The following is a 26,650-nucleotide window of genomic DNA, read 5'->3' as shown; positions in this document are numbered from 1 at the left end:
CCTGCGCTATGGCGTGTCCATCTGTGTGGCTGGCGCCACCAGCTCCGGCAAAACCACCGTGGCGGGCTGGCTCATGTCCACCATTCCCGACCGCAAGCGGATCTTCACCATTGAGGACGGCTCCCGTGAGCTTCAGCTCATCCGGGAGCAGAACGGCAGGGTGGTCAACTCCGTCGTCCATACCCAGACCCGTGACAGCGAGAATGAGCGGCAGCGCATCGACCAGATCGCACTGCTGGACATTGCCCTTCGTTTCAACCCCGACATCATCGCAGTTGGTGAGATGCGCGGCCCGGAGGCCAATGCTGCCCAGGAAGCCGCCCGTGTGGGTGTGGCCGTTCTCACCACCATCCACTCCAGCTCCAGTGAGGGTACCTATCGGCGCATGGTGTCCCTGTGCAAGCGGGCCGTGGACACCCCCGACGATACGCTCATGGGCTATGTCACCGAGGCTTATCCCATCGTGGTCTATTGCCGCCAGCTGGAGAACAAGCAGCGCCGCATCACCAACATCTCCGAGTGCGAGATCCTGCCAGACGGAAGCCGCAGGCTTCATAAGCTCTATGAGTACAACATCACGGAAAACCGTCTGGAGGGCGACCGTTTTATCATCGAGGGACATCACCAGAAGTGTGAGGAGATGTCCGGGAGCCTGCAGCGCCGGTTCATCGAAAACGGCATGCCCCACGGTGAGCTGGAGCAGTTTATCCAGAGGAAGGAGGAAACTGCATGACAACGATCCAACTGATCGCCTGCGTGGGCATGATCGCCGGGCTTTTTATGGTGCTGGGGATCTCCCCCGCAGAAATGAGCGACAGCATCTTTTCCCGGCTGACTGCCGCCCCCGGCAGCATCCGGGCGGACATCAATGAGACGACCAAGCGCAAAAAGGCCGGTTTCTTTCGCCGGGAGATCACAGAAGCCCAGGCGGTATTGGCCGCATCCGGGCGGGAGGGAAAATTCCCCATGGTGTGCATGGCATCTCTGGTGCTGTTTGCCCTGGGCGCCTGCATCGCCATTCTTGCCGGGAACGCCTTCCTCGTCCCCGTACTGGCCGTCGGCTTTATGCTGATGCCGTTCTGGTATGTCAAGCTGACGGCCGGAGGCTTCAAAAAGGATGTGGCCGCCGAGCTGGAAACGGCGCTGTCGGTCATCACCACCGCCTATCTGCGCACGGAAAACTTCCAGCAGGCGGTGGAGGAAAATGTCCGGTACCTGCACCACCCGGTGCAGGAGGTGTTCCAGCGGTTTCTCACCCGCATCAAGCACATTGACCCGGACATGGACGCCGCGCTTCATGACCTGAAATATGCCATCGACAACGAGGTATGGCAGGAGTGGTGCGAGGCGGTATCCGCCTGCCAGACAGACCGCAGCCTGAAAAGCACCCTGACTCCCATCGTCAGCAAGCTGTCGGATATGCGGGTAGTCAACGGAGAGCTGGAAAATCTGGTCTTCGGCCCCCGCAAGGAATTCGTCACCATGGCGATCCTGGTGCTGATCAATATCCCGCTGGTGCGGTTTATCAACACGGACTGGTATCACACTCTGGTGGACACCATCCCCGGCCAGATGGTCATCGCCGTCTGCATCGCAGCTGTATTCGTGTCCTTTGCCTTTGTGGTGAAGCTGACGCAGCCCATCGAGTATCGGAGGTGAGGAAATGGGCGCACTTTTATTTCTGTTCGGCGCCGCACTGGCCGCCGGACTGTATTTTGTCCTTGCCGACCTGCTGAAAATTCCCCGGCTGGCTGCGGAACGGGCGCTCATCTCTGCTGGGCGGCGGGAACGCAGTCTGGTCAAATCTCTGGAGGCGCTGATCCTCGGCTGGGCATTGAAGCTGGCGCCGCTGATCCGAATGGACGAATACAAATACCGCCGTCTGGAGAGCAAGCTCACGGCGGCAGGGTTGGATATGACGCCCCAGGTCTACTCGGCTTATTCAATTCTGAAGCCCTGCCTCATCCTGCTCGGCATCATCCCGTGCCTGCTGATCCTGCCCATCCTGAGCCCCCTCATCGTGGTGCTGGCCGTTCTGACCTGGTTCAAGGAGAGCCGCCGTGCTGACGAGCTGGTCAAGGCCAGAATGGAACTGATCGAAGGCGAGCTGCCCCGGTTCGTCGCCACCATCCATCAGGAGCTGGCTGCCAGCCGGGATGTGCTGCGGATTCTGGAAAACTACAAGAAACACGCCGGGCCTGACTTTGGTCGTGAGCTGGATGTGCTGACTGCGGATATGCGGTCCTCCTCTTACGAGGCGGCGCTCATCCGCTTTGAGGCCAGAATGGGCTCCGCCATCATTTCAGACATCGTCCGCGGCCTCATCGGCATACTGCGGGGTGACGACGGGCGAATGTACTTCCAGATGCTGTCCCACGATCTGAAGGCATTACCTCCAGCCGCTTCCTGGTGTTCGGCGTCAAGGGAATGCTCAGCGCCGCCAAGAATGTCCGAAACGCCATGCTCTTCAATGTGCTGTCCTTCATGTCCGACAAGCTTCTGACCGTGGGCAATACCGTGGCAGCCCTGGACGAGCTGTATATCTGGCTGTCCAACCCCACCGCCATCGAGTACATCCGAAACTGTCTGAAGCGTGTGCGAAAGAAGGAATCGGCGATGCTGTTGGCCAGTCAGAATCTGGAGGACTTCGATCAGGAGGGCGTCCGTGAGATGACCAAGCCCCTGTTCAGCATCCCGCCTCACCAGTTTCTGTTCAACGCCGGCTCCATCGATAAGCGGTCCTACATGGATATGCTCCAGCTGGAGGAGTCGGAATATAACCTCATCAAGTTCCCCCAGCGCGGTGTCTGCCTGTATAAGTGCGGCAATGAACGATACCTGCTGGAGGTTCACGCCCCGGCCTACAAGGAGAAGCTCTTCGGATCAGCAGGTGGACGATAAAAGAGCAGAGACTTCAAACGAAGCCTCTGCTCTCTATGGTGAGACGGTGGGGCATTGAACCCCAAGGGAGATCCAACCCTACACTCTCGTGCTGCGGTATCCCCATCTATTCAGGTACCCAGAACTTGGCCGCTCCGTCCCGCAGATCCCCTGGCTCACCGCATTAATTCTGCTGCTCATATTAGTTTCCCCCTTGTCGATGTAACATAACACGCAACCTGCAAATGCAAGCATGAGAGAAACGGCATTGAGCGGATACCAAAACGCAATGGACGCAACAACGAAAGATGCAAGCGATATTACTTGGATAGTATATCATAGCATCATTGAGCTGTAAAGAACAGGAGGTGGAATACATGGCTATACCCGCTGCCGCAGTGGCCAAGGCCGCTGCCATGCTGCTTACCAACGAAAAGTCCCGGAAAGGTGTGGGCTGGATTCTGGTGGCAGTCTTTTCGCCAGTCATTCTTTTGATTGCCCTGCTCTGCTCCCTTGGCTCAGGCGGGGCGGAGCATAACAACTACTCGGTGGAGGCGTGCTTCTACGGAGCGGAATTCTCCGCAGAAGTCCCGGCGGAGTTTCGATATCACATCGAGGAGATGCGCTCGGCCTTTTCTCTTCTGGATTCGGCGGTGTCCTCTGCCAACGGGCAGATGGACAGCGGCAACAGCCTTGACCCGATCAGAGTCAAGGCTGTTTTTTATGCCCTCTGCTTTGGGGACGACGCCCCGTCCACACGGGCGGCAAACAGCTTCGTGGGATGCTTCTACACCACAGAAACCCGGACACGAACCGTGGAAGTGACTCTGGAGGACGGAACCACAAGTACAGAGGAAGAAGAATACACCGTCGCGGTGCCGGTCGCTCTGTCCCAGGCCTACGCCAATCTGGAAGCCCATCTGGGCAGAGAGATCACGGAAGATGACAAGAGCAACATCGATCACATCTATACCATGATAGCCGGTACCGTGGGAGGCGGCAGCTACAGCGGCGAGTATCTCAGAGGGGATGGGAGCAGCATAGAGCTGGACATCTCAGCCTTCACCGATCCAACCACCAAGAACGCCGCAGACCTTGTGACCTACGCCATCCACGCCTGGGAGTCCGGCTGGGGCTATGTCTGGGGAACATACGGCAGTGTCCTCACCGATTCGCTCTTCGCCTACAAGCTGGAGCAGTACCCTGATGGCGTCGGCAGCTATGCGGACTTCATCCGTGCCAACTGGCTGGGAGGCAGAACCACAGACTGCGTGGGCCTGATCAAAGGGTACGGATGGCTCAATCCCGACACCATGACCATTGAGTATGGGACCAACGGGATGCCGGATCTTGGCGCCAACCAGATGTACTATAACGCCTCAGTATCCGGAACCATCGACACCATGCCGGATATCCCCGGCCTCGCTGTCTGGCATGACGGCCACATCGGCGTGTACATCGGTGACGGTTATGTGATTGAAGCTATGAATACCAAAAAAGGTGTGGTGAAAACAAAGCTGGAGGGTCGGGGCTGGACCCACTGGCTGCAGATCGAATACATCAACTATGACTGAGAAAGGAAGTGCCAATGAAGCAAGTGAACCTGACCATCACCTTCGACGAGGAGAAGCTCTCTGCGCTCAAACGCTATATGGGCAAGAAGGAGCTTGACCTGGATCGTGAGATGACGGATGCGCTGGTGAAGCTCTATGAAAAATATGTGCCCGCCCCTGTGCGGGAGTATATCGATGAGAGCGATGTAAGCGCCGTTGCTCCGAGCAAGCCCCGGCGCAGCCCGAGAACCGCCGCGCCGAAGCCTGACCAAGAAACGGAGGTGAGCCAGTGATCAAGGATGAGATCGCCATGGATTACAAGAAGGAGCTGAAGAAGCGGATCAGCGCCGACTATGAGCGCCGGGTCAAGCAGTGGATGGCGGCCGATCCCTCTCAGCTGATCGATGCTGCTGAGGAGATCACCGCCGCACGGTTGATCCGTGACAATATCGAGGACTCCATCAATGAGGAGGACGCCAGATTTCTGCTGGGGCTGGACGAGCCGCTGGATGAGCTGGCAGACCACTGGATTGCGGGGAATGGTCTGGATGCCGCCCATGGTGAGGAGCTGCTCCACTGCGTCTGGACGCTTCGGGAGGATCTGACTGATGACGCAGGCCCTCGCACGGTTCGTGATTTCCTGGCCACCCATGTTGGCGGCGTCTTTTCCCTGATGACCCCGTGCGGATTTGTGCCCCTGACCGCAGCCCAGGCGGAAGGACTGATGAGCGGCCAAAGTGCCGCAGCGCATCCCGGCGTGCCCGGTATCACGATGTCGCTCTCTGCCGACGATCTTCTCAGTCAGACGGTCAACAGCGCCAACTACGCAAACGGCGTTTGGCATCTTCTGACCGAATACCCTGAGATGAAGCAGTGCGGGCCGGAAATGGGAGGAATGCAATGAGGGGCCGTGAGATCACACTCTGGCTCGACGAGCGGTGGTATGACGCTCTGAGCAAACAACTGAAGGGGGAAACGCTGGAGGAGCATCTGGAGAATGTCCTTGATGAAATGTGCAACCAGCTTCCTCAGCGGGAGTACGAGCGCATCAGCCATGAGCTCTGGGCGGAGCAGCAGGCGGAGAAGGAGGCTCGGGAGGCCGCACGGCGCTTCGCTGTCTTTCATGTCACGGAGAGCGGCAGCTCCGATTATATTTTGGCCGAGGAAAATCTTGAGCTGCTCCGGGTCGCCTGCCGTCTGCGCAGCTACATCCGCAAGCCGCCCGGCGAAGCGCCCCACCGCTTTGTTGAAACGCTGCCGCGCACCCAGCGGATCTCTCAGGAGGAGTGCAACTCCTATGTGTCGGAGCGGCTGGACAACACCGGTCGGGTGGTGGGTGCCTACGACATCGACCTCGACAGCGGAGATATGGAGGCCGTCAACATCATGGATGGCTGGAAGCGGTTCAGAATCCGGGATGTGAGCACCGCCGCCTACTTCGCCATGAAGAAAGGCAACGCTGCGCCGGATGAGAGGTGGCGGATCTTCCTGGACCGTCTGGAGGAGAGAACACTCAACCAGGAGCCGGAACCGGCATACCTCACTGGCAGTCGGCGGCTCTGTGCCGAGGACATCTCCTTCGCCGAGGACATTACTCAGAACGACAACCTGCTGGAGTTCTACATGGAAGTATCGTTCAATGCGGATCAAGTGTTCGGAACTGATGTCTGCACCTCCGAGAATGACGACTTGCTGAACATCTATGCCAACTACGATCTGGAGGCCCGTCGTGTCTGTGACACGCTGGAGGTGTATCTGCAGCGTGGCAACGGCGACGAGGAGTCGTTCAAGTACCAGCTGAGCGAGGCGGAATGCTCCCTCCTCCTTCCAAAGATGGAGGAATACTGCCGCCATCACTTGGGACAGGGGTTAGCGGATTGTTGTACACAGTATGAAGCAGAGACAATGCAGATGAATGGCCCCGCAATGTAATTCGCTCAATACGGAAGGATGGTGATGAACAAGATTATGACCAAAGCAGATTTTATTCGGAATTGCTTTTGCGCAGTGCTGGAGGACGGGAAGATTCACCGGTATCGTGAAATCTATGATTACGCCTGTACCAAATCGGTAGGGACTCCCTTCGAAGGCCAGCTTGACTTGCGGAATTTTATCCTGGCCTTCTCCAACCGTCTGGAGCAGCCGGACTTCCCGTATATGCGTGTGCGGTTTGGATATTATCAAAAGATGACCCCGGCGATGATATGCGGCGCAGTTGGCGACCAGCAGCTCAACCGTGTGTATGAGCTGCTGGATGCGGCGATTACCCTTCAGCAAAAGGCGCGAGATGTGTACACCGATGAGTTTGCGCACACCAACGATGACGGCGCACCAGTTTCTCAAATCTACGAAAGCGTCTATCGAAAGTCAGATGAATTGATAGACTGCCTCTCTGCATGGTTGGCTGAAACCGAAGACCTACTCAACGTGGTGGAACAACATCAGGAGGCGGAGCCGGAAATCGGGCCACAGTTGTGCTGACAAAACAAACGCCCCGTTGCCCCCTGTGAGCCGCTGTGTGCGGCTTTCAGCGGCCAGTCGACCGTGTACCCCTCCAGAGGGAAACGGGCGGAATTTGGGGCGCTTTCCAAGAGAGCGGGAAGCTGACGAAAGCAAAGCAGGAGAAAGAGCCGGGGACAATGCCGCCCCCGGCTCTCCCACTTCTGCCCGCAGTGCGGGCAGTTTCCGGCTTTTCGCAGCGGGGACAATCCGGCGGGTGGAAAGAGCTGTTGGACCCTATGATGCGGAAAAGCTCCGCTGTGGCAAGGGTTCTCAGCGGGGACTTGACGAAAAAAGGAGTGGTTTTACTGAAGTCCGAAAGCAGAAAAACGAAGAAGGGGTTCTGGATCTCTGAGGATCTGGACGAGAAGGTAGACATCTACCTGCGCCTCGACAACTGTGCCAGCCGGAGCGAATTCGTGGAGAATGCGCTCCGGTTTTACATCGGCTACCTGAACACGAAGAACGCCGGCGGCTTCCTGCCCGAAGCACTCTCCGCCATGCTCACCGGCACCCTGGACAATTTTGCCGGACGCATGGGCTCGCTCCTGTTCAAGCAGGGTGTGGATCTCAATGTGCTGGGGCAGATCATCGCCTACGACACCGATATCGACGAAGGCGAGTACCAGCGTCTGCGGGGACGCGCCATTCGGGATATGAAGCGCACCAACGGGCGCATCTCGTTCAAGGATGCGCTGGACTTCCAGAAGTCGGTGTAACCCATGGCAAAGCTCGTACAGAAAAGCGGCTACATCAAATCCGAAAAGGCCGGCGGGTACATGAAATACATTGCCACCCGCGAAGGTGTGGAGAAGCTGACCGGCAACGGTCCCGTCACCAAAGGACAACAGGAGCTGATCCAAAAGCTCCTGCATGATTTCCCTGATGCCGTGGAGCTGTTCGAGTATGAGGATTACCGCAAGGCGCCTACCCTTGGTACCGCATCAGCTTTCATCACCATGGCGCTGGATGCAAACCTCCACGAAATAAATTCTGAGAGCGGATACCTGTCCTACATTGCCACCCGCCCCCGTGTGGAGCGCCGCGGCACCCACGGCTTGTTCAGTTCCGCAGCCGCAGTCGACCTTGACGCGGCCATGTCCGAGCTGGAAGCTCACGACGGAAATGTGTGGACCATCATCTACTCCCTGCGCCGTGAGGATGCTGCCCGTCTGGGGTACGACAATGCGGACGCATGGCGCGGCCTGCTCATGATGCACGCACAGGATCTGGCCAAGGCCATGAAGATACCGGCTGATCACTTTCGCTGGTATGCGGCCTTCCACAATGAGGGGCATCACCCCCACATCCACATGATGGTCTGGTCAGATGCTCCGAAGGAGGGCTTCCTGACCAGGGAAGGCATTGCGGCCATGCGCTCCAAGCTGACCAACACCATCTTCCGTGATGAGATGCTCCAGATCTACGAGCGGAAGGATGTTGCCTATAAAGAGCTGATCGAAGTGGCGCAGGATACCATGCGGGAGCTGATTCAGAAGATGGAGCATCAGCTCTGCGACAACCCTGTCATCGAGAAGCAGATGCGCCAGCTGGTGCAGGCGCTGGAAACTACCACCGGGAAAAAGCAGTATGGCTATCTGAAGAAACCGCTCAAAGCATTGGTGGATACCATCGTGGACGAGCTGGCCCGGCAGCCGGAAGTGGCGAAATGCTACGAAACCTGGAATCAGATCCGGGATGAGCTGAACGAGTGCTATGGCAGCCGCATACCGCGGGAGCATCTCCCGCTCTCTCAGCAGAAAGAGTTCCGCCGGATCAAAAACGATATCATCCGGGAGGCCGAGAACATACGCCTCGGCCTCCCGACTTTTGAAGATGAGAAGATGCAAGATGAGCCGGAGCCGGAGGCGGCACATGAGGAGCAGCGATCCAGCAGCGTATATGAACAGGCTCGACGCTATCGCGCCGCCAAAACGGTCCTGCAGGATGTCTATGCGCTGGACGAGAAACACGCTGAAGCCGTCCGGGCACTGGAACAGCTCTGGGCGGAAGGATACACGGTGGCGGCGCATCAGCTGGGAAAGTTCTACCGGGATGACCTTTCCACCATGCGGGATTATGAAAAAGCGGAGCGTTGGTTTCGCTTATCCGCAGAGGCCGGAAATGACTTTTCGGAATACGCGCTCGGGAAGCTCCTGCTCTCTCAAAAGCGCACCGAGGAGGCAGTACGCTGGCTGGACAAGGCCGCCCGGCATGGGAATCCGTTTGCCCAATACCGCCTTGGGAAGCTCTTTCTCACCGGCGAGTCTGTAAAGAAGGATGTGAGAAAAGCTCTGGAGTACCTGACTGCCGCCGCCAGACAAGGAAACCCGTTTGCTCAGTACACACTGGGCAAGCTGTATCTCCTGGGCCGGGATGTGGAACAGGATCGGGAGCAGGCCAGGGATTGGTTCACCCGCTCCGCTGCCCAGGGCAATGCGTATGCTCAATTCTTCCTTGACCGCTTTGACCAGTTCCGAGATCCGTCCGTCATGCTGGCGGCAACCAAGCTGCTCCATCACATGAGCCGGATCTTCCGGGACAATTCCGTGCCGCCTCACAATCCGGCAGGGATTCGCATTGACTCCAAGCGGCGCAAGCGGCTGACGGAAAAGCGGATGGCCATGGGCCACAAGGCGGATGATCACGAGGAGCAGGTATCGTATCAGCAGACCATGTAACAGGAGGAACCTATGTCGACCTACATTCATTTCACAGATGAACAGAAACAGCGAGCCGCCTCCGTTGATCTGGAGGAGTTTCTTCGCTGCCGCGGTGAAAAGCTCCTTACCTCTGGCAGAGAGAAACGGCTGGCCCGTGACCATAGCGTCACCATCCGCGGCAACGAGTGGTACGATCATGCCGAGGAGCGGGGCGGTCACGCTGTCAGCTTCGTGCAGCGGTTTTATCACCTCAGCTATCCGGAGGCGGTGACCATGCTTCTGGGGGGTGAGCTGGGAACGGTCTATCCCTCTGCCCAAGAACGAGTGGAGGAGCCGCCGAAACCCTTTGTCCTTCCGGCGGCCAATTCCAATATGCGCCGGGTCTATGCCTATCTGGTCAAGCACCGGAATATCGACCGGAGCGTTGTGGCGCACTTCGCCAGAGAGAAGCTCCTGTATGAGGATGCCGAGTACCACAACGCAGTCTTCGTGGGTACGGATGAAGATGGCATTCCCCGCCATGCTCACAAGCGCAGTGCCAACAGCTACGGCAAAGCCTTCCGGCTCAATGTGGAGGGCTGCGACCCGCGCCACAGCTTTCACCATATCGGCAGAGACGAAAGCCTCTATGTGTTTGAGGCTCCCATTGATATGCTTTCCTACATCACGCTCCATCCGGAGGACTGGCAGAGTCACAGCTATGTGGCCTGCTGCGGTACCTCCATTCAGCCGGTGCTGAAGCTGCTGGAGCGGCAGCCGCAAATCAATACGGTCCTGCTCTGCCTCGACAATGACGAGGCTGGCCATCTGGCCAGCCGGCGCATGAAGGAACAGCTGGCAGAGAGGTTCACGGTGGAAAGGCTCATTCCCGCACACAAGGATTGGAATGATGATCTGACCGCTGAGGAACCGTCCTACGCACAAGTCATGCAGTAAATAACAACAACGCACACCACTTCCTGTTCGCCCGAAGTAGGCCGTAACAAGAGTGATGTGCGCATTCAGAAGTATGTAACTGAGCAGGAAGTGGTGTGCCCTGAAAGGGGTTAACCATGCCACACCAAGTCCTGATTTTGTTGGCCGCTGGCGGGCTGATGTTTCTGGTCATCGGCTGTCTGGCCGCCTTGTCCCACTACTACACCCTGAGCGGGATCAAATCCAAAACGGTCGGCGACGGCCAGCACGGCACCGCAAGATGGGCCACAGCCAAAGAGATCCGGCAGACCTATGCCCATGTCCCCTTCGAGGTGAAGAAATGGCGCAGCGGCCAGAACCTGCCCACGGAGCAGGGGCTGGTGCTGGGGTGCAAGGGAAAGAAAGGCGAACTCACCGCCCTCGTGGACAGCGATGACATCCACTGCCTGATGATCGGCGCTTCCGGCATCGGCAAGACCGCCTATTTTCTCTATCCCAATCTGGAGTACGCCTGCGCCAGCGGCATGAGCTGGCTGGCGCTGGACAGCAAGGGCGACCTCGCCCGCAATTACGGCGCCATTGCCAAGAACTGCTATGGGTATCAGAATGTGGCCGTGATCGACCTGCGAAATCCCACCCGCTCAGACGGTAACAATCTGCTGACGCTGGTCAACCGGTATATGGACATTGCCCGGAGTGACCCGAACAATCTCGCGGCCCGGGCCAAGGCCGAGAAATACGCCAAAATCCTGTCCAAGACCATCGTCAATCCGGACGGCGATGACAGCAACCGCGGCCAGAACGCTTTCTTCTACGATGCGGCGGAAGGGCTTCTCACCTCGGTCATCCTGATGCTGGCCGAGTTCCTGCCGCCCGATAAAGACCACCCCCAGGAGCGCCGCCATATCGTCTCCGTGTTCAAGCTGGTGCAGGATCTGCTGGAGCCCAGCCGTGTCAAGGGCAAGAGCCACTTCCAGCTCCTGATGGCAAAACTGCCGCCGGATCACAAGGCGAGGTGGTTTGCCGGTGCCGCCCTCAACAGCGCCGAGCAGGCAATGGCCTCCGTCATGTCCACCGTGCTGTCCCGCTTGAATGCCTTTCTGGACAGCGAGCTGGAGCAGATCCTGTGCTTCGACAGCGCCATTGACGCTGAGAAGTTTGCTTCGGAGAAGTCTGCCATCTTCCTGATCCTGCCGGAAGAAGACACAACCAAGAACTTCATGGCCGGTCTCATGATCCAGAACCTGAGCCGGGAGCTGTTCGCTGTGGCCGATGAGAACGGCGGCAAGCTGAAAAACCGGGTGGTGCTTTTCTGTGACGAATTCGGCACCATGCCCCCGTTTGATATACTGCCCCTTTTCTCCGCTGGACGCTCTCGCCGGTTAACGCTCGTGCCGATCATCCAGTCCTTAGCGCAGCTCGAAAAAAACTACGGGAAAGAGGGCTGCGAGATCATTCAGGACAACTGCCAGGACACCATCTTCGGCGGCTTTGCACCCAACAGCCAGACCGCCGAAGTGCTGTCCAAAGCCCTGGGCAGCCGCACCGTCCTCTCCGGCTCGGTGAGCCGTGGCAAGAACGATCCCAGCCAGAGCCTGCAGATGATGGAGCGCGCCCTGCTGACGCCCGACGAGCTAAAATCCATTCCCAAGGGCAGCTTTATCGTCATGAAAACCGGCACTCATCCCATGCGGACCCGGCTCCAACTCTTCTTAAACTGGGGCATTACCTTCGGGGAGCCGTATGTGGTGCCGGAGAGAGCCAACCGAGCGGTGGCCTATGCCAACCGGGTGGATCTGGAGCGGAATCTCCCGCAGCTCAGTGAGCCGGAGGAGATGGACGAAAGCCGCGGCTATGCGGTATCCAGCCGGGGCGGCATCGCCCATGCTCCGGCTCAGGAGAGGGCTGTAAAAAGAGGAAAGCAAATGAAGACATTCGGAGAGGAGGAACGATGAGTTACTTCGGAACGATTTACGCCGACACTGAGCTTCCCTCCAGAGCGAAGGCGGTCTATATGTACCTGCGGGATCGCTCCGATGCCGAGGGAAAGTGCTGGCCGGGCATTAAGACCATTGCCTCGGACATGAAGCTGTCCCGCTCCACGGTCAAGCGGGCGCTGCACGATCTGGAGCAGCACGGCTATCTGAAAAAGGCTTCCCGGCACAGGCCGAATGGGAGCAGCACCTCCAATCTCTATACCGTGAAATAAAAGAGAGAGTGGTTTGTACCAAAATGTAGTACAAACCACTCTCTGAATCAATGGCAATTTCAAAATCTTCCGCCAAGGGAGAACTGCGCCCATTCGCTGGACCCAGGAGCGGTTCATTGTGAACCACCCAGAAGGACTCACTCTATCAGAGATTTAGGTCAGAGAAAAGACTTATCATCATCTTAATGAAAAATCTTACTTCTCAAGTCGAAATTTCAGCAGCAGATACGGCTCCACTTCAAGGACGGTGGCTATCCTAAACAGCAGATCCAGAGACAGGCCATGACTCATGCCGGGCGCTTCAACGGACGCGAGATGCTGGCGGCTAATATCAAGGATCTCTGCCAACTGTTCCTGGGAATATCCCTTTTTCTTGCGATAGTATCCGATAGCATAAGACAGGTTTTCCATGCGCTCGGAAAAGTCAAAATCCCATTCCAGAGTTATCACCACCTTACGGAATTAGTTTATCCGAAGGCAGCGCATACTAAAATTAACCCTAAAGCATTATTGACGCTTATAAAGCGTCAATATATAATTAAAACACTATTTTGTTCGATGTTATGTGAGGTGTCAATATGACAAGGGGACTTGCCTGTGCCATCACCGGCCATAGATCGACACGCTTTCGCTTCAAATATGATGAAAACAACAACGGCTGCAAGCGGATCAAGAAACGCATCCGGGATCAGTTGATCCAGCTCTATGAGCAAGGCTTTCGCCAGTTTTGGGTAGGCGGCGCTCTGGGCGTGGATATGTGGGCCGGGGAGATATTGCTGCGGCTCAAAGAACAGCCGGAATATAGCGAGATCCAACTGAAGATCGCTCTGCCCTTTGAGGGCCACGACACAGACTGGGAAGATCGCAGCCGCAGCCGTATGTCTTTTCTGATCCGACACAGTGCGGAAACGGTTATCGTGGGTAATAAAGAAGCGCCCCCGGCGGTCAATTACCGGAGACGCAACGAGTATATGGTGGACCGTGCAGGCTACTTACTGGCAGTCTATGACAACGACCGTTCTATCCGCAGCGGAACGGGAATGACCGTCAACTATGCCAGAAAAAAGGGGCTGCCCATCACTCTGATCCACCCGGATAAGGCAACGATATCAAAAGAAAAACCTGAACGATGAAAACTACCTGCTGCGGATAGTGCAGGTTTATGGAATCCATGTTATACTGAATGGAAATGGATACTCCACGAAATGAATTCAATAAAGTATCCTGTTTCAACTGGCTTTTTTTACCCTCAGCAGATATAATGAAAACGAGGTGATGCGATGTGAAGGTACGAAGAATTGCGGCGTTTTTGCTGGCAGGTATCTTGCTGGCCTACTGCTGCGCGGGCTGTTCCGACACGGCCAAAAAAGAAGAGACGCCGACCACCATTACGGTCTGGCATGTCTATGGCGGTCAGACAGATTCCCCACTCAACGACCTCATCGATGCGTTCAACCAGACGGTGGGAAAGGAGCAGCGGATCAACGTGCAGGTCACCTCCGTGTCCAACACCAACACCATCCACGAGCTGGTGCTGGCCGCCGCCAACGGAGAGCCGGGAGCTCCGGAGCTGCCCGACCTCTTCATCTCCTATCCCAAGACGGTGATGGCCCTGCCCGACGACAGCATTTTGGTGGACTACCGGGACTATTTCAGCCAGGAGGAGCTGTCCGCCTTCCTCCCAGCCTTTCTGGAGGAGGGGACGGTCAATGACCGTCTGGTGGTGCTGCCGGTGGCCAAATCCACAGAGATCATGTATATCAACCAGACGATCTTCGACCGCTTCTCCCAGGCTACCGGTGTAACGATCGAGGATCTGGACACCTGGGAGGGGCTTTTCAAGGCAGCAGAGGTCTATGCGGACTGGACCGACGCTCAGACGCCGGATATTCCGGGCGACGCCAAGTCCATGTTCGTTCACGACTACTATTTCAACTATTTCCAGGTGGGGGCGGAATCCCTGGGCGAGGATTTCTTCCAGGGTGACAAGCTGGCCTTTGGCCCCGCATTCCAGGCGGCGTGGGAGCCGCTGGCCCGGGCCGCCCTGCGGGGCGGCGTCTGGCTCAAGGGCGGGTACGCCACCGAGTCTATCCGCACCGGCGACAGCATCGTCAGCGTGGCCTCCTCTGCCAGCATCCTCTATTACAGCGATGTGGTGACCTATCCGGACAACACCTCTGAGGACATCACCATCATCTCCCGGCCCTGCCCGGTGTTTGAAAACGGAGAAAAGCTGGTGATGCAGCGGGGCGCGGGCTTCTGTACCGTCCGCTCCACCCCGGAGCGGGAGCGGGCCGCGGTGACCTTTCTCAAATGGCTCATCGAGCCGGAGCACAATGTGGAGTTCGCGACCCGGACAGGCTACATGCCGGTGACCCAGGCCGCATTTGAAACGGAGCTGCCAAAGGCCATTGAAGGGCTGGAGAGCGCCAAATATGCCTCTCTCTATCAGGCCTATCTGGATACCCAGCAAAACTATAAATTCTATGTGCCGCCCCAGTTGGAGAGCTACCTGAGTCTGGAAACGACCCTGGAAGATCAGGTGCGCTCACAGCTTGCGCTGGGCCGTCAGGATTATCTGGGGGCCGGAGAAACCGGATTGGAGCAGATCAGCGCAGAGCGGCTCCAGTCCTTCCGGGAGATCATGGAGCGATAACCTGTAAGAGAGGAGGAACCACCGTGCGCAACAGACTGAAAGAACTCCGGGCGTTGAACGCCTTTGCCAAAAAGCAGAGCGTAGGGATGCAGCGAAAGCTGATGCTCTACTGGGTGTCCATGATCCTGGTGGTCTTCGCGGCGGTGATCCTTCTGCTGTCCATCGCTGGGGCCTTCTCCCGGGATGATGAGCAGCTCCATGAGGTAATGGAGCTCCACCTGAGCAACACAGGAGATACGCTGGCCAGCCAACTGGACCATCTGACCGCCCAGAGCCTAAATCTCTCCAAGGAGCTCAGCCGGGAGATCGAGGGGGCGCTGGTACAGGAGGGCATTTCGCTGCAGGAGGTCAACGATGATCCGGAGCGGCTGCTGAAACTGCAGCAGATCATGCACCCGCTGGTCAATACCACCCTCCAGACCGCCAACTGCAACGGAGCTTATGTAATTTTGAATGCCACGGCCAATACCACCCTGGAGGTGGCAGATCACTCCAGAAGCGGGCTCTACCTGCGTTACACCAACCTCAGCGCCAGTAATCCGGTAGCCCCTACAGTGGTCTACTTCCGCGGCATCCCGGACATCGCCCGTCAAAAGGATCTGGAACTGCACAACCGATGGAATCTGGAATTTGACACCGATCAGATCCCGGGCTGCCGGGAGCTGATGGATGCACCGCTGAGCCGGCCTGCCGACCGATACTTCTGGTCCCGCCGGATCGATCTAAAGGATACCTGGGAATCCGCTATGCTGCTGTGTGTCCCCATTGTGGGGAGCGACGGAACGGTGTACGGCGTGTGCGGGGTAGAGCTCAGCGCCCTGTATTTCCAGTTTTCCTATCCCACCCTGGAGGGAAAGTTCGGCTCCGCCGTCACCGTGCTGGCTCCGGTCCAGGACAGCCGTCTGCTGCTGCCGGATGGATTGGTGGGCAGCGTCAACGGCACCTACCTGGACGGTCAGGAGACTCTGGCCATCCATCAGGGGCGATACTATAACGAATACGACACAGGCGCTGGACGGTATATCGGCCTGCACCAGACCATACCCATCTCCAGAGGGAAACCGGAGGACACCGTCTGGGCCGTTGCCATCCTGATCCCCCAGGAGAGCTATGCCGCCTACACAGCCGGCGTCCAGCAGACCTGGATCATTGCGGCCCTGGGACTGCTCCTGGTGCTGCTGGCCCTGTCCTCCTTCCTGTCCCGGCGATTTGTCCGGCCCATCACCGACAGTCTGAAACGGTTCCAGCAGGCGGAGGGGCCGGAACAGGGGATGTCCTCGGGCATCTCGGAGCTGGATGAGCTGGCGGAGTTCCTCAATGCCCGGGCGCGGAATCAGCGGCTGGAGCAGGGAGAGCTTCCTCCCAACATTGCGGAACTGTTCGACCAGTTTGTGGAGCGGAAGGATTTGCTGACCGAGGCGGAGCGGAATATCCTGCGCTACTACATCGACGGGCACGAGATCGCGGAGATCCCGGACCTGGCCTTTATCAGCATGAGTACGGTCCGCAAGCACAACCGGAGCATCTACGAGAAGCTGGGGGTGGCCTCCCGGGATGAGCTGATGCTCTACATCGATCTGCTCCGCCGCTGCGGAAGGCTTCAGGAGCTTTTCTAAGACAAGTTTCTCCATCACAGCAAAGCGCACAAAACCAGTCCTCTGGTTTTGTGCGCTTTCTCTATTATCCAATGGATACCTTTGCGAAAAAGTGGAAAAAAGTATCCGACGGACCATATACTCTCCCCCTTACTCCTGTTATAATAGGAGTAGAAACGAGGAGGTGCGGAATATGACGAATCTCTTGTCCAGCCACTTAGAGGACCGGTCCACGCCCCAGTATTTCTGCTTTTCCATCCGCTGCGAGGTGTGCGGAGAATTTTGGTACAGCAGCATCATCCCCTTTTCCAAAGCGCTGCAGGCGGCGGAACACCGGGAGAAGAAGGAACTCTATGACGCCATCTATCAGCGGGAAAAGCAGCGGGCCAAGCAGGCGGCCAGTCAGGAGGCCAGGGAGCGGTTCAGCCAATGCCCCATCTGCCGTCGGCTGGTCTGCGACGCCTGTTTCCTCATCTGCGATGAGATGGATCTGTGCCGGGAGTGTGCCGGCCGGATGGAGGAGTCCGGGGAGCCGGTGGCTCCATGAAGGGGCGTTGGCTGCCGCTCCTCCTGCTGTGCCTGATCCTGGCTGGGTGCGGCACGGTGGACGCAGGGGACCGTCTGATCACCGGAGCGGAGGGCGCTGAGGCATACAGCGCGGCTCTCGTTCCCTTCCTCCCCGGGTATTCCCTTCAGACGGCAGAGGATACCCTCTACTCGGAGGTGAGCCGGGGCAGCGCCGTGGCCTGCTTTGATGTACAGGCCATCCCGGCGCTGGAGCGGGGCATCGGCCGGTATTGGTATCCTCATGTCACGGCCACCGTGATCCTGGCGGTGGACCGCAGCCGGACGGACGCCGTCGTCACCGGCTGGAACAGCCTCTGGGACAGCCCGGTTCCCATCGGCATCAGCAGCAGCTCCGCGATCCGCAATATGCTTGCTCTGGGCGCCCTGTCCTACGGGCTGGACCGGGAGGCGCCCTCCAAGCGTGACGCGCTGGAGCTGCTGGAACACCTTGGCCAGAACGGAAAATTCCGGCTGGAGGCGCCGGACGCCCCCATTCTGATCTGTCTGGACTGCGAGGCTGCCGCGTGGAACCGGAACGGAGGAAATTACGAGATCATCGTGCCGGCGGAGGGCACGCTGTCCTGCCGTATGGGGCTGCTCTCCGATGTCCCTCTGACGCTGGAGCCGGGGCTGGATGAAACCCTTCTGTCAGCAGGGCTGCCCCTGGCGGACGGAGAGAGACCGGCTGATTTTCCCAGCGATTACCGGTCGGCCCATACCCTGAGCGAGGAGGACTACGGCTGGTTTCTGGAACTGACCGGGGATAGCAGCCGGGACCTGCGCCGGCAGGTGCTCCACATCCGGCGCTATACCACAGCAGATCTCCGGGAGCATATTTTATCCGCCCTGCTCATCGTCGCCGCCATCCTGTTATGGAAGGGGACGGTATCCCATCGGATGATCCGCCGGGATGTCCGCCGAGTAGTCGGGGTCATGGGCTGGCTGATGGTGGGATGGCTGCTGCTGCGCCTGTTCAAATATCAGCTGACAGCAGATGGGCTTCTGTGCCGGATGTGCTGGTACGGCTATTACATCTTTCAGCTTGCCCTTCCGGTAACGCTGCTGTATCTGGCCGTGATCCTGGATCATCCGGAGGGTGAGAAAAAGCCGCTGCGCCCTCTGTGGCCGCCTCTGGCCTGCTATGCCCTCTCTGTGCTATTGGTACTCACAAACGATCTCCACCAGCTGGTATTTCGTTTTGACCCGGTCGGGGACTGGGCCTCAGACTACCGGTACGGTCCGGGATACTGGGGCGTAACGGCTTTATCCATCCTGTTCCTGGCCTGCGCAGTCTGGAAGCTGCTCCGCAGGGGGCGGTATAGCCCCTACTGGGCCGGCAGGGTGGTTCCGCTGCTGTTCTGCGCGGGGCTTCTGGCCTACATCACTGCTTACATCAGGCGGGTGCCTCTGGCGTGGGAGAGCGATCTTACCGTGAACATCTGCGTGCTGTCCGCCCTGTTTTTTGAGTCGGCCCTCCACGCGGGGTTTATCCCGGTCAATCTTCAGTATCAGCGCCTGTTCACCGCCGCTCCCATTGGGCTGACGCTGCTGGATGAGCAGGGCCGCACCGTCCTGTCCTCCCGGGGCGCGCCTCCCGTCTCCCGCTCCATCTGGCGGAGGATCTCCATGGATATGACCCATCCGCTGCTGCGGGACAGCGACACCCAGCTTCACGCAGTCCCCATTCATGGCGGTATGGCGGTATGGCAGGAGGACCTCTCCCAGCTCAACCGGCTGCGCAAGGAAATCCTGGCTGTGCAGGCCCGTCTGGAGGCGGTCAACGCCCTGCTGCGTGAGGAGGGCGATGTGAAAAAGCGCCTGCTGGCCGCGGAGACAAACCGCACCATGTTTGAACAGCTGGACCGGGACATGGAGCGCCGCATCCAGACATTGGGACGGCTGATCGAGGCTCTGCCGGATACGCCCCATCCCCGGGACCTGACCGCCTACATCACTCTTTGCCTGTGCCATATCAAACGCAGATGCAATCTGTTTTTCCTGGCACGTCAGGGGGATGGACTGCCCGGAGAGGAATTGAGCATTTATCTGGATGAGCTGGCAGAACTGGCCCGCTATGCGGGGCTGCAGCTGCTCATTCGCTGCGGGCAGCGTGGAGTGCTGGAGATCCGCAGGGCGGCACTGTGCTACGACTTTGCCTTTGAAGCCATATCCTGGGCCCTGAGGGAGAACGCCTCTCCTCTGCTGGGGTATCTGGAGCCGGAGGGCGCCCATCTGGTTTTCCGCTTTCTTCCGGGGGGTGATCCCGGACAATGGCGCTTTTCGGAGGAACTGACGACGGCGGCGGCTGCACTGGGCGGTCAGATCGCCTGCAAGGATCTGGACGATGCCGTTGGGATCTGCATGACGCTGCCCTTGGGAGGTGAGTCCTGTGGCTGAATTTTACCGGTTTCCCCATTGGGCGCTGACCACATTGGTGATGGCGGCCGCCCTGTGCATCGTGTTTCAAACAAGGGCCATCTCTTACAGCATCCGACGTCTGCCCACCGGCTGGGTGCGCCGGGTGGAAAATGGGATGGAGTGCGCCATCCTCGGGGTGCTGTTCCTCTTCGCCGCCCTTCTTGCACAGGTGCAGTATGGGCTGTTCTGCGGCTTTTTGGCGCCCAGCGCCTACGGCCTTGTCCGGCAGGCGGTGTTTTTGCTGACTGCGGTGCTGGGAACCACCGCTGCGGTGGGGATGGAAATGATCTGGCCGTTTTTTGCCGTGGGCGGGGCGGCTGTCCTGCTCCCCCTGACAGAGACGGTCACAGGGCCCGCCTATCCCATCTTTTTTCTGATGAGCATGGCGTTCTTCCTGCTGCGCAGCGTGCATATCTGCCTGCTGCGTCGGCGGGAGCTCTACACACAGCTCTCCTCCGTATCCGTCAAGGAAGCCATTGATACCCTGCATACCGGTCTGCTGTTTTTTCGGCGGTCGGGGGAGCTCCTGCTGTGCAACCGCAGCATGGAGACGCTGGCACGGCAGATGACGGGGCAGCCGGTACAGGACGGAAGGCTGTTTCAGCGGCTGCTGGAGTGCGGCCCGCTGTGCAGCGGCTGCGCACGGGAAGTTCTGGGTGGGCAGCAGGTGTTTCGCCTCCCCGATTCCTCTGTATGGAGCTTTTCCGCCCATGAGCTCCCCATGGGGCGCCGGACCATGCTTCTGCTGACTGCCGATGATGTCACGGAGCATTGGGACGCAGTGACCTTTCTTGCCCGGCAAAACCAGGCACTTGAGCAGCGCGGACAGGAGCTTCGCAGCACCATTGCGCATTTACAGGCCATCTGTGAAGCGGAGGAGATCGCCCGAAGCAAGGCGAGGGTACATGACCTTTTGGGACAGCGGATCAGCCTGCTGCTCCGGGCGCTGCGGGATGACCGGCAGATGGATGAGTCGCTGCTGCTGGACTTTGCCCGCAGCCTTCCCACGGCCCTCCGGGAAGATCCCACGCCCAGCCCTGCTCATCGTCTGGAGATGCTGCGGGAGACCTTCCAGGGCATGGAGGTGTCGGTGGAGTTCCAGGGCGCGCTGCCGGAGGATGGGGCGGTGGCGGACAGTTTTGCCGAGATCGCCGTGGAATGTGTCACCAACGCCGTGCGCCACGGGTATGCCACCCGCATCCAGTTCCACTTTTTCCAGAATGACTGCTGGCGCATGACGGTCACCGACAACGGCATCCCGCCCGCCGGACCCATCCGGGAGGGCGGTGGCATCAGCGGGATGCGCCGTAGGGTCCGTCAGCTTGGCGGAAGAATGGAGCTCTATACTGTCCCCCGATTCCGAATCGAACTGTCTGTTCCAAAGGAGGCTGTGGAGAAATGACAAACGTTCTGATTGTGGAGGATCACGTTTCCATGCGGGAATCGCTGACCACGGCGCTGACGGCGGCGGGAGATTTTTCCGTGGTGGGCGAAGTGCCCAACGCAGACTATGCCCTGGATTTCTGTAAGCATCTGCATCCGGAACTGGTGCTGATGGATGTCTGCACCGAGGGCGGCGCCTCTGGGCTGAAGGCGGTGGAGGCCATCCGCAAAACAGATCCGGAGGTCAAGATCATCGTCATGACCGCCTTTGACGAGATCACCTATATCCCCCGGGCCAGGGCCGCCGGGGCCAACGGCTTTGTCTACAAAAGCCGGAGCCTGCACGATTTTCTGGAGGTGGCCCGGACGGTGATGGCGGGGGGCAGCAGTTTCCCGGAGCCCAGGACCATTCCCATGCCCCAGGGGGAGGCCCCCCTTACCGACCGGGAGATGGAGGTGCTCCGGCTGATGTGCAGGCACATGACCAACAAAGAGATCGCCCAGGAGCTGTTTATCAGCGAAAACACCGTCAAGTATCACAAGATGAACATGCTGGGCAAGACCGGCTTTACCAAGGCGGTGGATCTGGCCTTCTACATGATCTCCAACGGCTGGATCAATCCCCTGTATTAAAGAATTGCACTTCCTATCCACCGGCTTTGTGCCGGTGGATTTTTTGTTTCAGGGAAAAGACTACCCGCAGCGGGTAGGGTGCAAATTCGAAATAAGCTCTACAATAAATCTGTAATACAGAAGGTATGGGAGGTGGGGAGGCTGAAAACTGTGCTCCTGATTATGCGGCGGGCATCGCTGGCTCAGGGCCTGATGGCGAAAGTGCGGGACGCCCCGGGAATACAGCTGTGCTATGAGCCGGACTATGCCAACGCGGATGTGGCCATCCGCAGCCATCTGGCCTCTGGGGCACTGCTGGAGGTCTCCGAGGACGGCGATCACGGCATCGACTTCTGTCTGGCCCTGTGCGCATGGCTGCGGGAAGTCACGCCCCACTGCCGGCTCATGCTGATGTGCCCCGAAGGACAGCCGGAGGCTGTGAGCCGCGCCATCGAGGCTAAGCGTAGGGGCGAGATCGACGACTTTGTGTTTTATGATGTATCTCTGGACTATTTGGCCGCCAGTCTGCAATCCCTTTGAGATAGGCAAAAATCATTTTGAAATGGGGGTATGCCGACGCGGTCACATGGGCGGCGAACAAGGGCATCACTGGCGGGATCGGCAATGGCCTGTTCGGTTCGGATAACAACTGCACCCGCGCCCAGATCGTCACCTTCCTCTATCGGTATGTGGAATAATAACAGGATATTCTTACCAAGCGAAGCGGCAAATGCCGCTCCGCTTTTTTGCGTTTTGTCCGAAAAACTACCCGCTGCGGGTAGGGCGCAAAACAGCGGCACCCGGTAAAATGAAACCATAGTAGAGCGCAGAGAAACAAAAACAGAAAGAAAAGAGGTGTCGTCATGCAAGTAACTGCAAACAGGAAAATGATGATGTCAAGGTGTGCAGTGAGATGAAACGAGTATGGATGTCTATGCTGGCCTTGCTGTTGGCGCTCTGCCTGACGGCCTGCGGCGGCACCCCCGGCGGCGGAGAAGAAGGGCCGCCCGAGTCTCCTGATGACACAGCGACCTCCGCCCCTCCGTCCGACCATAACTCCGACAGTTCATTGGGCGGTACCTATTGGACGGCTGTACAGCACGAGTCCTACAACGATCTCTTTGATCGCACAGAGGTGAGCCAGATGCCCACGGAGCGGTGGTGGGCCGATCTCTTTCTCAACGAGGACGGAACGGCGCAATTCCGTGAGGTCCTGGGCGACAGCTTCAACAGCTATCTGGGCAGCGGGACCTGGTGGCTCGGCGCGGATCACACCCTGCGGCTGACAAGTTCGGACGGCGATGAAGATGGTGAGATGAATGGCCGCATTGAAGATGGCCGCATCATTTTGGAATCCTTCTATGGGGACCGGTTCTATTTTGAAAAAGCGGAGCGGCCGGGCCCGGGCGGCGAACTGTGCATCGCAAATCTGCATGGGACATGGCACATGACCACAGGCGAGGTGGAGGGCTGGAGCTATAACGTCCGGGAAGAAGGCCTGGCCTCCACGCTGGTTTTTGAAAGCAGGTGGAGCGACGCCATCGAGGGATATGTGCTGAGCGCGGATTATTACTTCGCGGACTTTCTGGATACGGATGAGCCGGAATACCGGCAGGAAGTCGAGCTTCGGACGGAGCTGCTGGAGGAACCGCTGTTCCACGGCCTCTCCAACGAGCTTTGGAGCGTCCGGCTCTTTCACGATGATACCGGCGCGGAGTTCTTTCTCACGCTGACCGATCCGGATACGCTGTATCTCCAGGAGCATTATGAGACGGACGGCGCTCCGGCAGTCCGCACGGCGGTCTACCAGCGGGTAGACGCATTCCTGCCGGAAACGCTGCAGACGGCTTTGTATGAGGAACCGTCTGACAGCCTGATTTTCTACTGGCCCAACCCACCGGACGATGTATCCGCATGGCTGGAGGTACTGCCGGTCACAAAGCTGGAGCCGGATGGACTGGACAGGCTGCTGGTGGTGGGGCGCTGGTATGAAACACAGATCCGGTTCTGTACGGGCGAGCCCCTGTGGGATGACAGCGGACGGCTTCTGGATTGGGTCACGGACGAGATCCTGTACGACGAAACGCTCAACATTGATGAACCTCGGTGGTTTTCCCTGACGATCCCGGAAGGCGTACCGAACCTGTGCCTGCACATCAAGCGCTCCTGGGAGGATTTTTGGTACCTCTGGCCCATCACCGACACAAACGGGTATCTGGTGGATGGGTGGACATTCCTGACACCATAACAAAATAAAACAAGAGAGGAGACCGCATTATGGGACTGATCAAAGCTGCATTGGGAGCCGCCGGCGGCGTGATGGCCGACCAGTGGAAGGAATTCTTCTACTGCGAAGCGATTCCCGCGGATGTACTGGCCGTCAAAGGAAAAAAGAAGGTCACGGGCCGCTCCAGCAACACCAAGGGGGATGACAACATCATCACCAACGGCTCTGTCATCGCGGTGGCAGACGGCCAGTGTATGCTCATCGTGGAGCAGGGCAAGGTGGTGGATATGTGCGCCGAGCCGGGCGAGTACACCTACGATATGTCCACCGAGCCCAGCCTTTTCTCCGGCGATCTGGGCGAATCCATCAAGGGCGTGTTCCAGAACATCGGCAAGCGCTTCACCTTCGGCGGCGAGGCCCCCAAGGACCAGCGCATCTACTATTTCAATACCAAGGAGCTCACCGGCAACAAGTACGGAACCCCAAGCCCCGTCCCCTTCCGGGTGGTGGACCAGCGGGCGGGTATCGACATCGATATCGCCATCCGCTGCTTCGGCGAGTACAGTATCCGCCTGAAAAACCCCATGCTGTTCTATACCAATGTCTGCGGCAACGTCAGCGAGGACTTTAAGACCGAGCAGATCGCGGGGCAGATGAAGACGGAGCTGCTCACCGCCCTGCAGCCCGCATTCGCAAAGATCTCGGAAATGGGTATCCGTTACTCCGCTCTCCCTGGTCACACCCTGGAGCTGGCAGAAGCCCTCAACGAGCAGCTCTCCTCCCGGTGGCGGGACCTGCGGGGCATGGAGATCGTTTCCTTTGGCGTCTCCAGCGTCAAGGCCAACGAGGAAGATGAGCAGATGATCAAAGAGCTGCAGCGCAACGCGGCCTTTATGGACCCCACCCGGGCGGCGGCCCATCTGGTGGGCGCACAGGCCAGCGCCATGCAGTCCGCGGCCAGCAACCCCAATGCCGGTCCCGCTATGGCTTTTATGGGCATGGGGATGGCTGGACAGATGGGCGGCATGAACGCCCAGAATCTCTATCAGATGGGCGCGCAGCAGCAGGCTCAGCCCACCCCCGCACCTGTACCCACGCCCCCGCCTGCCGCCCCTGGCTGGACCTGCGCCTGCGGACAAAGCGGCATCACCGGCAGCTTCTGCCCTAACTGCGGCAGCAAAAAGCCGGAGCCCAAGCCGGCAGCAGAGAGCTGGCAGTGTACCTGCGGTGCGGCCGTCACCGGAAAATTCTGCCCAGAGTGCGGCAAGCCCCGGCCCGCAGCGGACGGCTGGACCTGTTCCTGCGGCGCGGTGAACAAAGGGAAATTCTGCGCGGAGTGCGGGGCGAAAAAGCCCGCCGGCGTGCCCCAGTACAAATGCGACAAATGCGGCTGGGAGCCGGATGATCCCGCCCATCCGCCCAAGTTCTGCCCGGAGTGCGGCGATCCCTTTGACGATGGCGATGTGCAGGGATGACCCGTGGAAGAAAAACCGCCGTATTTTCTGTTGTAGGTCTGTTCCTGCTTCTGGCGGCTGCGGGATATTGTTTCAGAGGTCATCAGGGAGGTGATTCATCCATACAGAAGAAATCTGCCGTGCCGCCCGGTACCTTGACCGGCGTCACATACAGCCACACCAGCGGCATGGTTGCCAGAGCGGATTTTGCCATCACGCTTTCGCCGGAGGCCATTCTGGAAACAAGCTATTATCCGGCCCTTGCTCCGGATACGGCGGAGGACGAGGACTGGTATCATCCGTCCACCAAAGAGAATGTCCCCATCACCGCGGCTCAGTGGTCGGATGTGGAGCAGATCATTCTGGAGCTCTACCCGCTGATGGAGCCCATCCCGGAAAACCGGCGTGAGGTGAAGCTGCCACCGGGGATCGAAGTCATGGATGGCGGGGACTCCACCAGCCTGATCCTGACCTGGAGCACAGAAGACGGAACACGGAGCATCCGTTATGATCCGCCAAACGACCGCCGTATCCATACGCTGATCGCTCTGCTGGAGGAGCTGGCCGACCCCATTGGACGGGAGATCCCCCGCTATGACCCGCCGGAGCTGAGCGGCTTCTATATGGGGCAGTCCGGGGCTCTCTTCTCCAAAGACTATTTCTTCCAATTCGACCGGGGTCCGTCTGTTGTGTACGGAGAGGACGCCCCCTATATCCTCCGGGCCAGATTTACCCCGTCCGGTCGGAAGCAGGAGATCTGGAGTGACTGGGCCGTGTCAGATGAGGAGTGGGATGCCTTCACCGCGTTTGCGGAGGAGATCCGTCTGGAGCAGCAGCCGGACGGCAGCTCTGAAAAGCCTGCCTGCACCCTCTATTACTCTGACGGCAAACAGCAACAGAAGAAATTGGATCAGGAAACAGCGAAGCAGCTCCGGGCGTATTTTACAGAGCTGGCCCTGTGCCTGCTGGATGAACAGCCATAGTACGCAAATCGATCCATAAAAACAGAACATAGGAGG

Annotated in this window: 26 protein-coding genes and 1 pseudogene; 26 read left to right on the top strand and 1 reads right to left on the bottom strand. The window is 58.6% G+C overall.

Annotated elements, in window-relative coordinates; all coding sequences use genetic code 11:
• From ACTQ3V_RS08595 to ACTQ3V_RS08530, 14 genes and pseudogenes are all read left to right on the top strand, one after another.
• On the top strand, window positions 1-733 hold a 733-nt coding region (locus ACTQ3V_RS08595; RefSeq protein ID WP_441467154.1), incomplete at its 5' end, for a CpaF/VirB11 family protein.
• Window positions 730-1,659 (top strand): type II secretion system F family protein, encoded by a 930-nt coding sequence (locus ACTQ3V_RS08590; RefSeq protein ID WP_071430776.1) that lies wholly within the window; start codon window positions 730-732, stop codon window positions 1,657-1,659. The genes ACTQ3V_RS08595 and ACTQ3V_RS08590, both read left to right, overlap by 4 nt.
• A gap of 4 nt (window positions 1,660-1,663) precedes the next feature.
• Window positions 1,664-2,503, top strand: coding sequence for a secretion protein F (locus ACTQ3V_RS08585; RefSeq protein WP_441467153.1), 840 nt, complete (start codon window positions 1,664-1,666; stop codon window positions 2,501-2,503).
• Window positions 2,389-2,901, top strand: a pseudogene (locus ACTQ3V_RS08580) (type VI secretion protein); the annotation flags it as partial. The gene ACTQ3V_RS08585 and the pseudogene ACTQ3V_RS08580, both read left to right, overlap by 115 nt.
• 356 nt (window positions 2,902-3,257) lie before the next feature.
• Window positions 3,258-4,454, top strand: a complete 1,197-nt coding sequence (locus tag ACTQ3V_RS08575; protein WP_441467152.1) for a hypothetical protein — start codon at window positions 3,258-3,260, stop codon at window positions 4,452-4,454.
• A 14-nt stretch (window positions 4,455-4,468) separates the two neighbouring features.
• Window positions 4,469-4,726, top strand: a complete 258-nt coding sequence (locus ACTQ3V_RS08570; protein ID WP_441467151.1) for a DUF6103 family protein — start codon at window positions 4,469-4,471, stop codon at window positions 4,724-4,726.
• Window positions 4,723-5,337 (top strand): hypothetical protein, encoded by a 615-nt coding sequence (locus ACTQ3V_RS08565; RefSeq protein WP_441467150.1) that lies wholly within the window; start codon window positions 4,723-4,725, stop codon window positions 5,335-5,337. The genes ACTQ3V_RS08570 and ACTQ3V_RS08565 overlap by 4 nt, the downstream gene beginning before the upstream one ends.
• Window positions 5,334-6,365 carry a hypothetical protein gene (locus tag ACTQ3V_RS08560; protein WP_441467149.1) on the top strand — a complete coding sequence of 344 codons (1,032 nt, stop codon included), beginning with the start codon at window positions 5,334-5,336 and terminating at the stop codon, window positions 6,363-6,365. The genes ACTQ3V_RS08565 and ACTQ3V_RS08560 overlap by 4 nt, the downstream gene beginning before the upstream one ends.
• 24 nt (window positions 6,366-6,389) lie before the next feature.
• Window positions 6,390-6,914 (top strand): hypothetical protein, encoded by a 525-nt coding sequence (locus ACTQ3V_RS08555; protein ID WP_441467148.1) that lies wholly within the window; start codon window positions 6,390-6,392, stop codon window positions 6,912-6,914.
• Between the two features lie 158 nt (window positions 6,915-7,072).
• The gene (locus ACTQ3V_RS08550; RefSeq protein WP_116721462.1) at window positions 7,073-7,651 is read left to right on the top strand and encodes a hypothetical protein; all 579 of its coding nucleotides are present in this window, start codon (window positions 7,073-7,075) and stop codon (window positions 7,649-7,651) included.
• A gap of 3 nt (window positions 7,652-7,654) precedes the next feature.
• Window positions 7,655-9,613, top strand: coding sequence for a MobP3 family relaxase (gene mobP3, locus ACTQ3V_RS08545; RefSeq protein WP_441467147.1), 1,959 nt, complete (start codon window positions 7,655-7,657; stop codon window positions 9,611-9,613).
• A gap of 12 nt (window positions 9,614-9,625) precedes the next feature.
• Window positions 9,626-10,531 (top strand): DUF3991 and toprim domain-containing protein, encoded by a 906-nt coding sequence (locus ACTQ3V_RS08540; RefSeq protein WP_441467146.1) that lies wholly within the window; start codon window positions 9,626-9,628, stop codon window positions 10,529-10,531.
• A 116-nt stretch (window positions 10,532-10,647) separates the two neighbouring features.
• Complete coding sequence (locus ACTQ3V_RS08535) at window positions 10,648-12,465, top strand: type IV secretory system conjugative DNA transfer family protein (protein WP_195560582.1); 1,818 nt, start codon at window positions 10,648-10,650, stop codon at window positions 12,463-12,465.
• The gene (locus tag ACTQ3V_RS08530) at window positions 12,462-12,719 is read left to right on the top strand and encodes a helix-turn-helix domain-containing protein (RefSeq protein WP_006572730.1); all 258 of its coding nucleotides are present in this window, start codon (window positions 12,462-12,464) and stop codon (window positions 12,717-12,719) included. The genes ACTQ3V_RS08535 and ACTQ3V_RS08530 overlap by 4 nt, the downstream gene beginning before the upstream one ends.
• A gap of 195 nt (window positions 12,720-12,914) precedes the next feature.
• Here the strand turns inward: ACTQ3V_RS08530 and ACTQ3V_RS08525 are convergent, their stop codons facing one another.
• Window positions 12,915-13,169: a helix-turn-helix domain-containing protein gene (locus ACTQ3V_RS08525; protein WP_242976500.1), complete on the bottom strand. Its 255-nt coding sequence runs from the start codon at window positions 13,167-13,169 to the stop codon at window positions 12,915-12,917.
• Window positions 13,170-13,297: 128 nt separating this feature from the next.
• On the opposite strand from ACTQ3V_RS08525, the gene ACTQ3V_RS08520 reads away from it, so the two are divergent.
• From ACTQ3V_RS08520 to ACTQ3V_RS08465, 12 genes are all read left to right on the top strand, one after another.
• Window positions 13,298-13,852 (top strand): SLOG family protein, encoded by a 555-nt coding sequence (locus ACTQ3V_RS08520; protein WP_441467145.1) that lies wholly within the window; start codon window positions 13,298-13,300, stop codon window positions 13,850-13,852.
• Window positions 13,853-14,001: 149 nt separating this feature from the next.
• Window positions 14,002-15,375, top strand: coding sequence for an ABC transporter substrate-binding protein (locus ACTQ3V_RS08515; protein WP_441467144.1), 1,374 nt, complete (start codon window positions 14,002-14,004; stop codon window positions 15,373-15,375).
• A 206-nt stretch (window positions 15,376-15,581) separates the two neighbouring features.
• Entirely contained in the window at window positions 15,582-16,991 is a 1,410-nt protein-coding gene (locus ACTQ3V_RS08510) for a response regulator transcription factor (protein ID WP_441467143.1), read from the top strand.
• A 172-nt stretch (window positions 16,992-17,163) separates the two neighbouring features.
• Window positions 17,164-17,517 carry a hypothetical protein gene (locus ACTQ3V_RS08505; protein WP_441467142.1) on the top strand — a complete coding sequence of 118 codons (354 nt, stop codon included), beginning with the start codon at window positions 17,164-17,166 and terminating at the stop codon, window positions 17,515-17,517.
• Window positions 17,514-19,934 carry a histidine kinase N-terminal 7TM domain-containing protein gene (locus tag ACTQ3V_RS08500; protein ID WP_441467141.1) on the top strand — a complete coding sequence of 807 codons (2,421 nt, stop codon included), beginning with the start codon at window positions 17,514-17,516 and terminating at the stop codon, window positions 19,932-19,934. The genes ACTQ3V_RS08505 and ACTQ3V_RS08500 overlap by 4 nt, the downstream gene beginning before the upstream one ends.
• A complete protein-coding gene (locus ACTQ3V_RS08495) occupies window positions 19,927-21,357 on the top strand; it encodes a sensor histidine kinase (protein WP_441467140.1) in 1,431 nt (476 codons plus the stop codon). The genes ACTQ3V_RS08500 and ACTQ3V_RS08495 overlap by 8 nt, the downstream gene beginning before the upstream one ends.
• Complete coding sequence (locus tag ACTQ3V_RS08490) at window positions 21,354-21,971, top strand: response regulator (protein WP_441467139.1); 618 nt, start codon at window positions 21,354-21,356, stop codon at window positions 21,969-21,971. Before ACTQ3V_RS08495 ends, ACTQ3V_RS08490 begins: the two co-directional genes overlap by 4 nt.
• Before the next feature lie 150 nt (window positions 21,972-22,121).
• On the top strand, window positions 22,122-22,490 hold the full coding sequence (locus tag ACTQ3V_RS08485) for a hypothetical protein (protein ID WP_075705364.1): 369 nt from the start codon (window positions 22,122-22,124) through the stop codon (window positions 22,488-22,490).
• Between the two features lie 17 nt (window positions 22,491-22,507).
• Window positions 22,508-22,648, top strand: a complete 141-nt coding sequence (locus ACTQ3V_RS08480) for an S-layer homology domain-containing protein (RefSeq protein WP_441146557.1) — start codon at window positions 22,508-22,510, stop codon at window positions 22,646-22,648.
• A gap of 215 nt (window positions 22,649-22,863) precedes the next feature.
• Window positions 22,864-24,198, top strand: coding sequence for a hypothetical protein (locus tag ACTQ3V_RS08475; protein ID WP_441467138.1), 1,335 nt, complete (start codon window positions 22,864-22,866; stop codon window positions 24,196-24,198).
• A gap of 29 nt (window positions 24,199-24,227) precedes the next feature.
• The gene (locus ACTQ3V_RS08470) at window positions 24,228-25,652 is read left to right on the top strand and encodes an SPFH domain-containing protein (protein WP_441467137.1); all 1,425 of its coding nucleotides are present in this window, start codon (window positions 24,228-24,230) and stop codon (window positions 25,650-25,652) included.
• Window positions 25,649-26,614: a hypothetical protein gene (locus ACTQ3V_RS08465; protein ID WP_441467136.1), complete on the top strand. Its 966-nt coding sequence runs from the start codon at window positions 25,649-25,651 to the stop codon at window positions 26,612-26,614. The genes ACTQ3V_RS08470 and ACTQ3V_RS08465 overlap by 4 nt, the downstream gene beginning before the upstream one ends.
• Window positions 26,615-26,650 lie beyond the last annotated feature (36 nt).

The organism is Candidatus Agathobaculum pullicola (genome assembly GCF_052117205.1).
Lineage (GTDB): Bacteria > Bacillota > Clostridia > Oscillospirales > Butyricicoccaceae > Agathobaculum > Agathobaculum pullicola.
The sequence above is the reverse complement of the archived record's forward strand: the minus strand, read 5'-3'. Positions and strand labels throughout refer to the sequence as shown.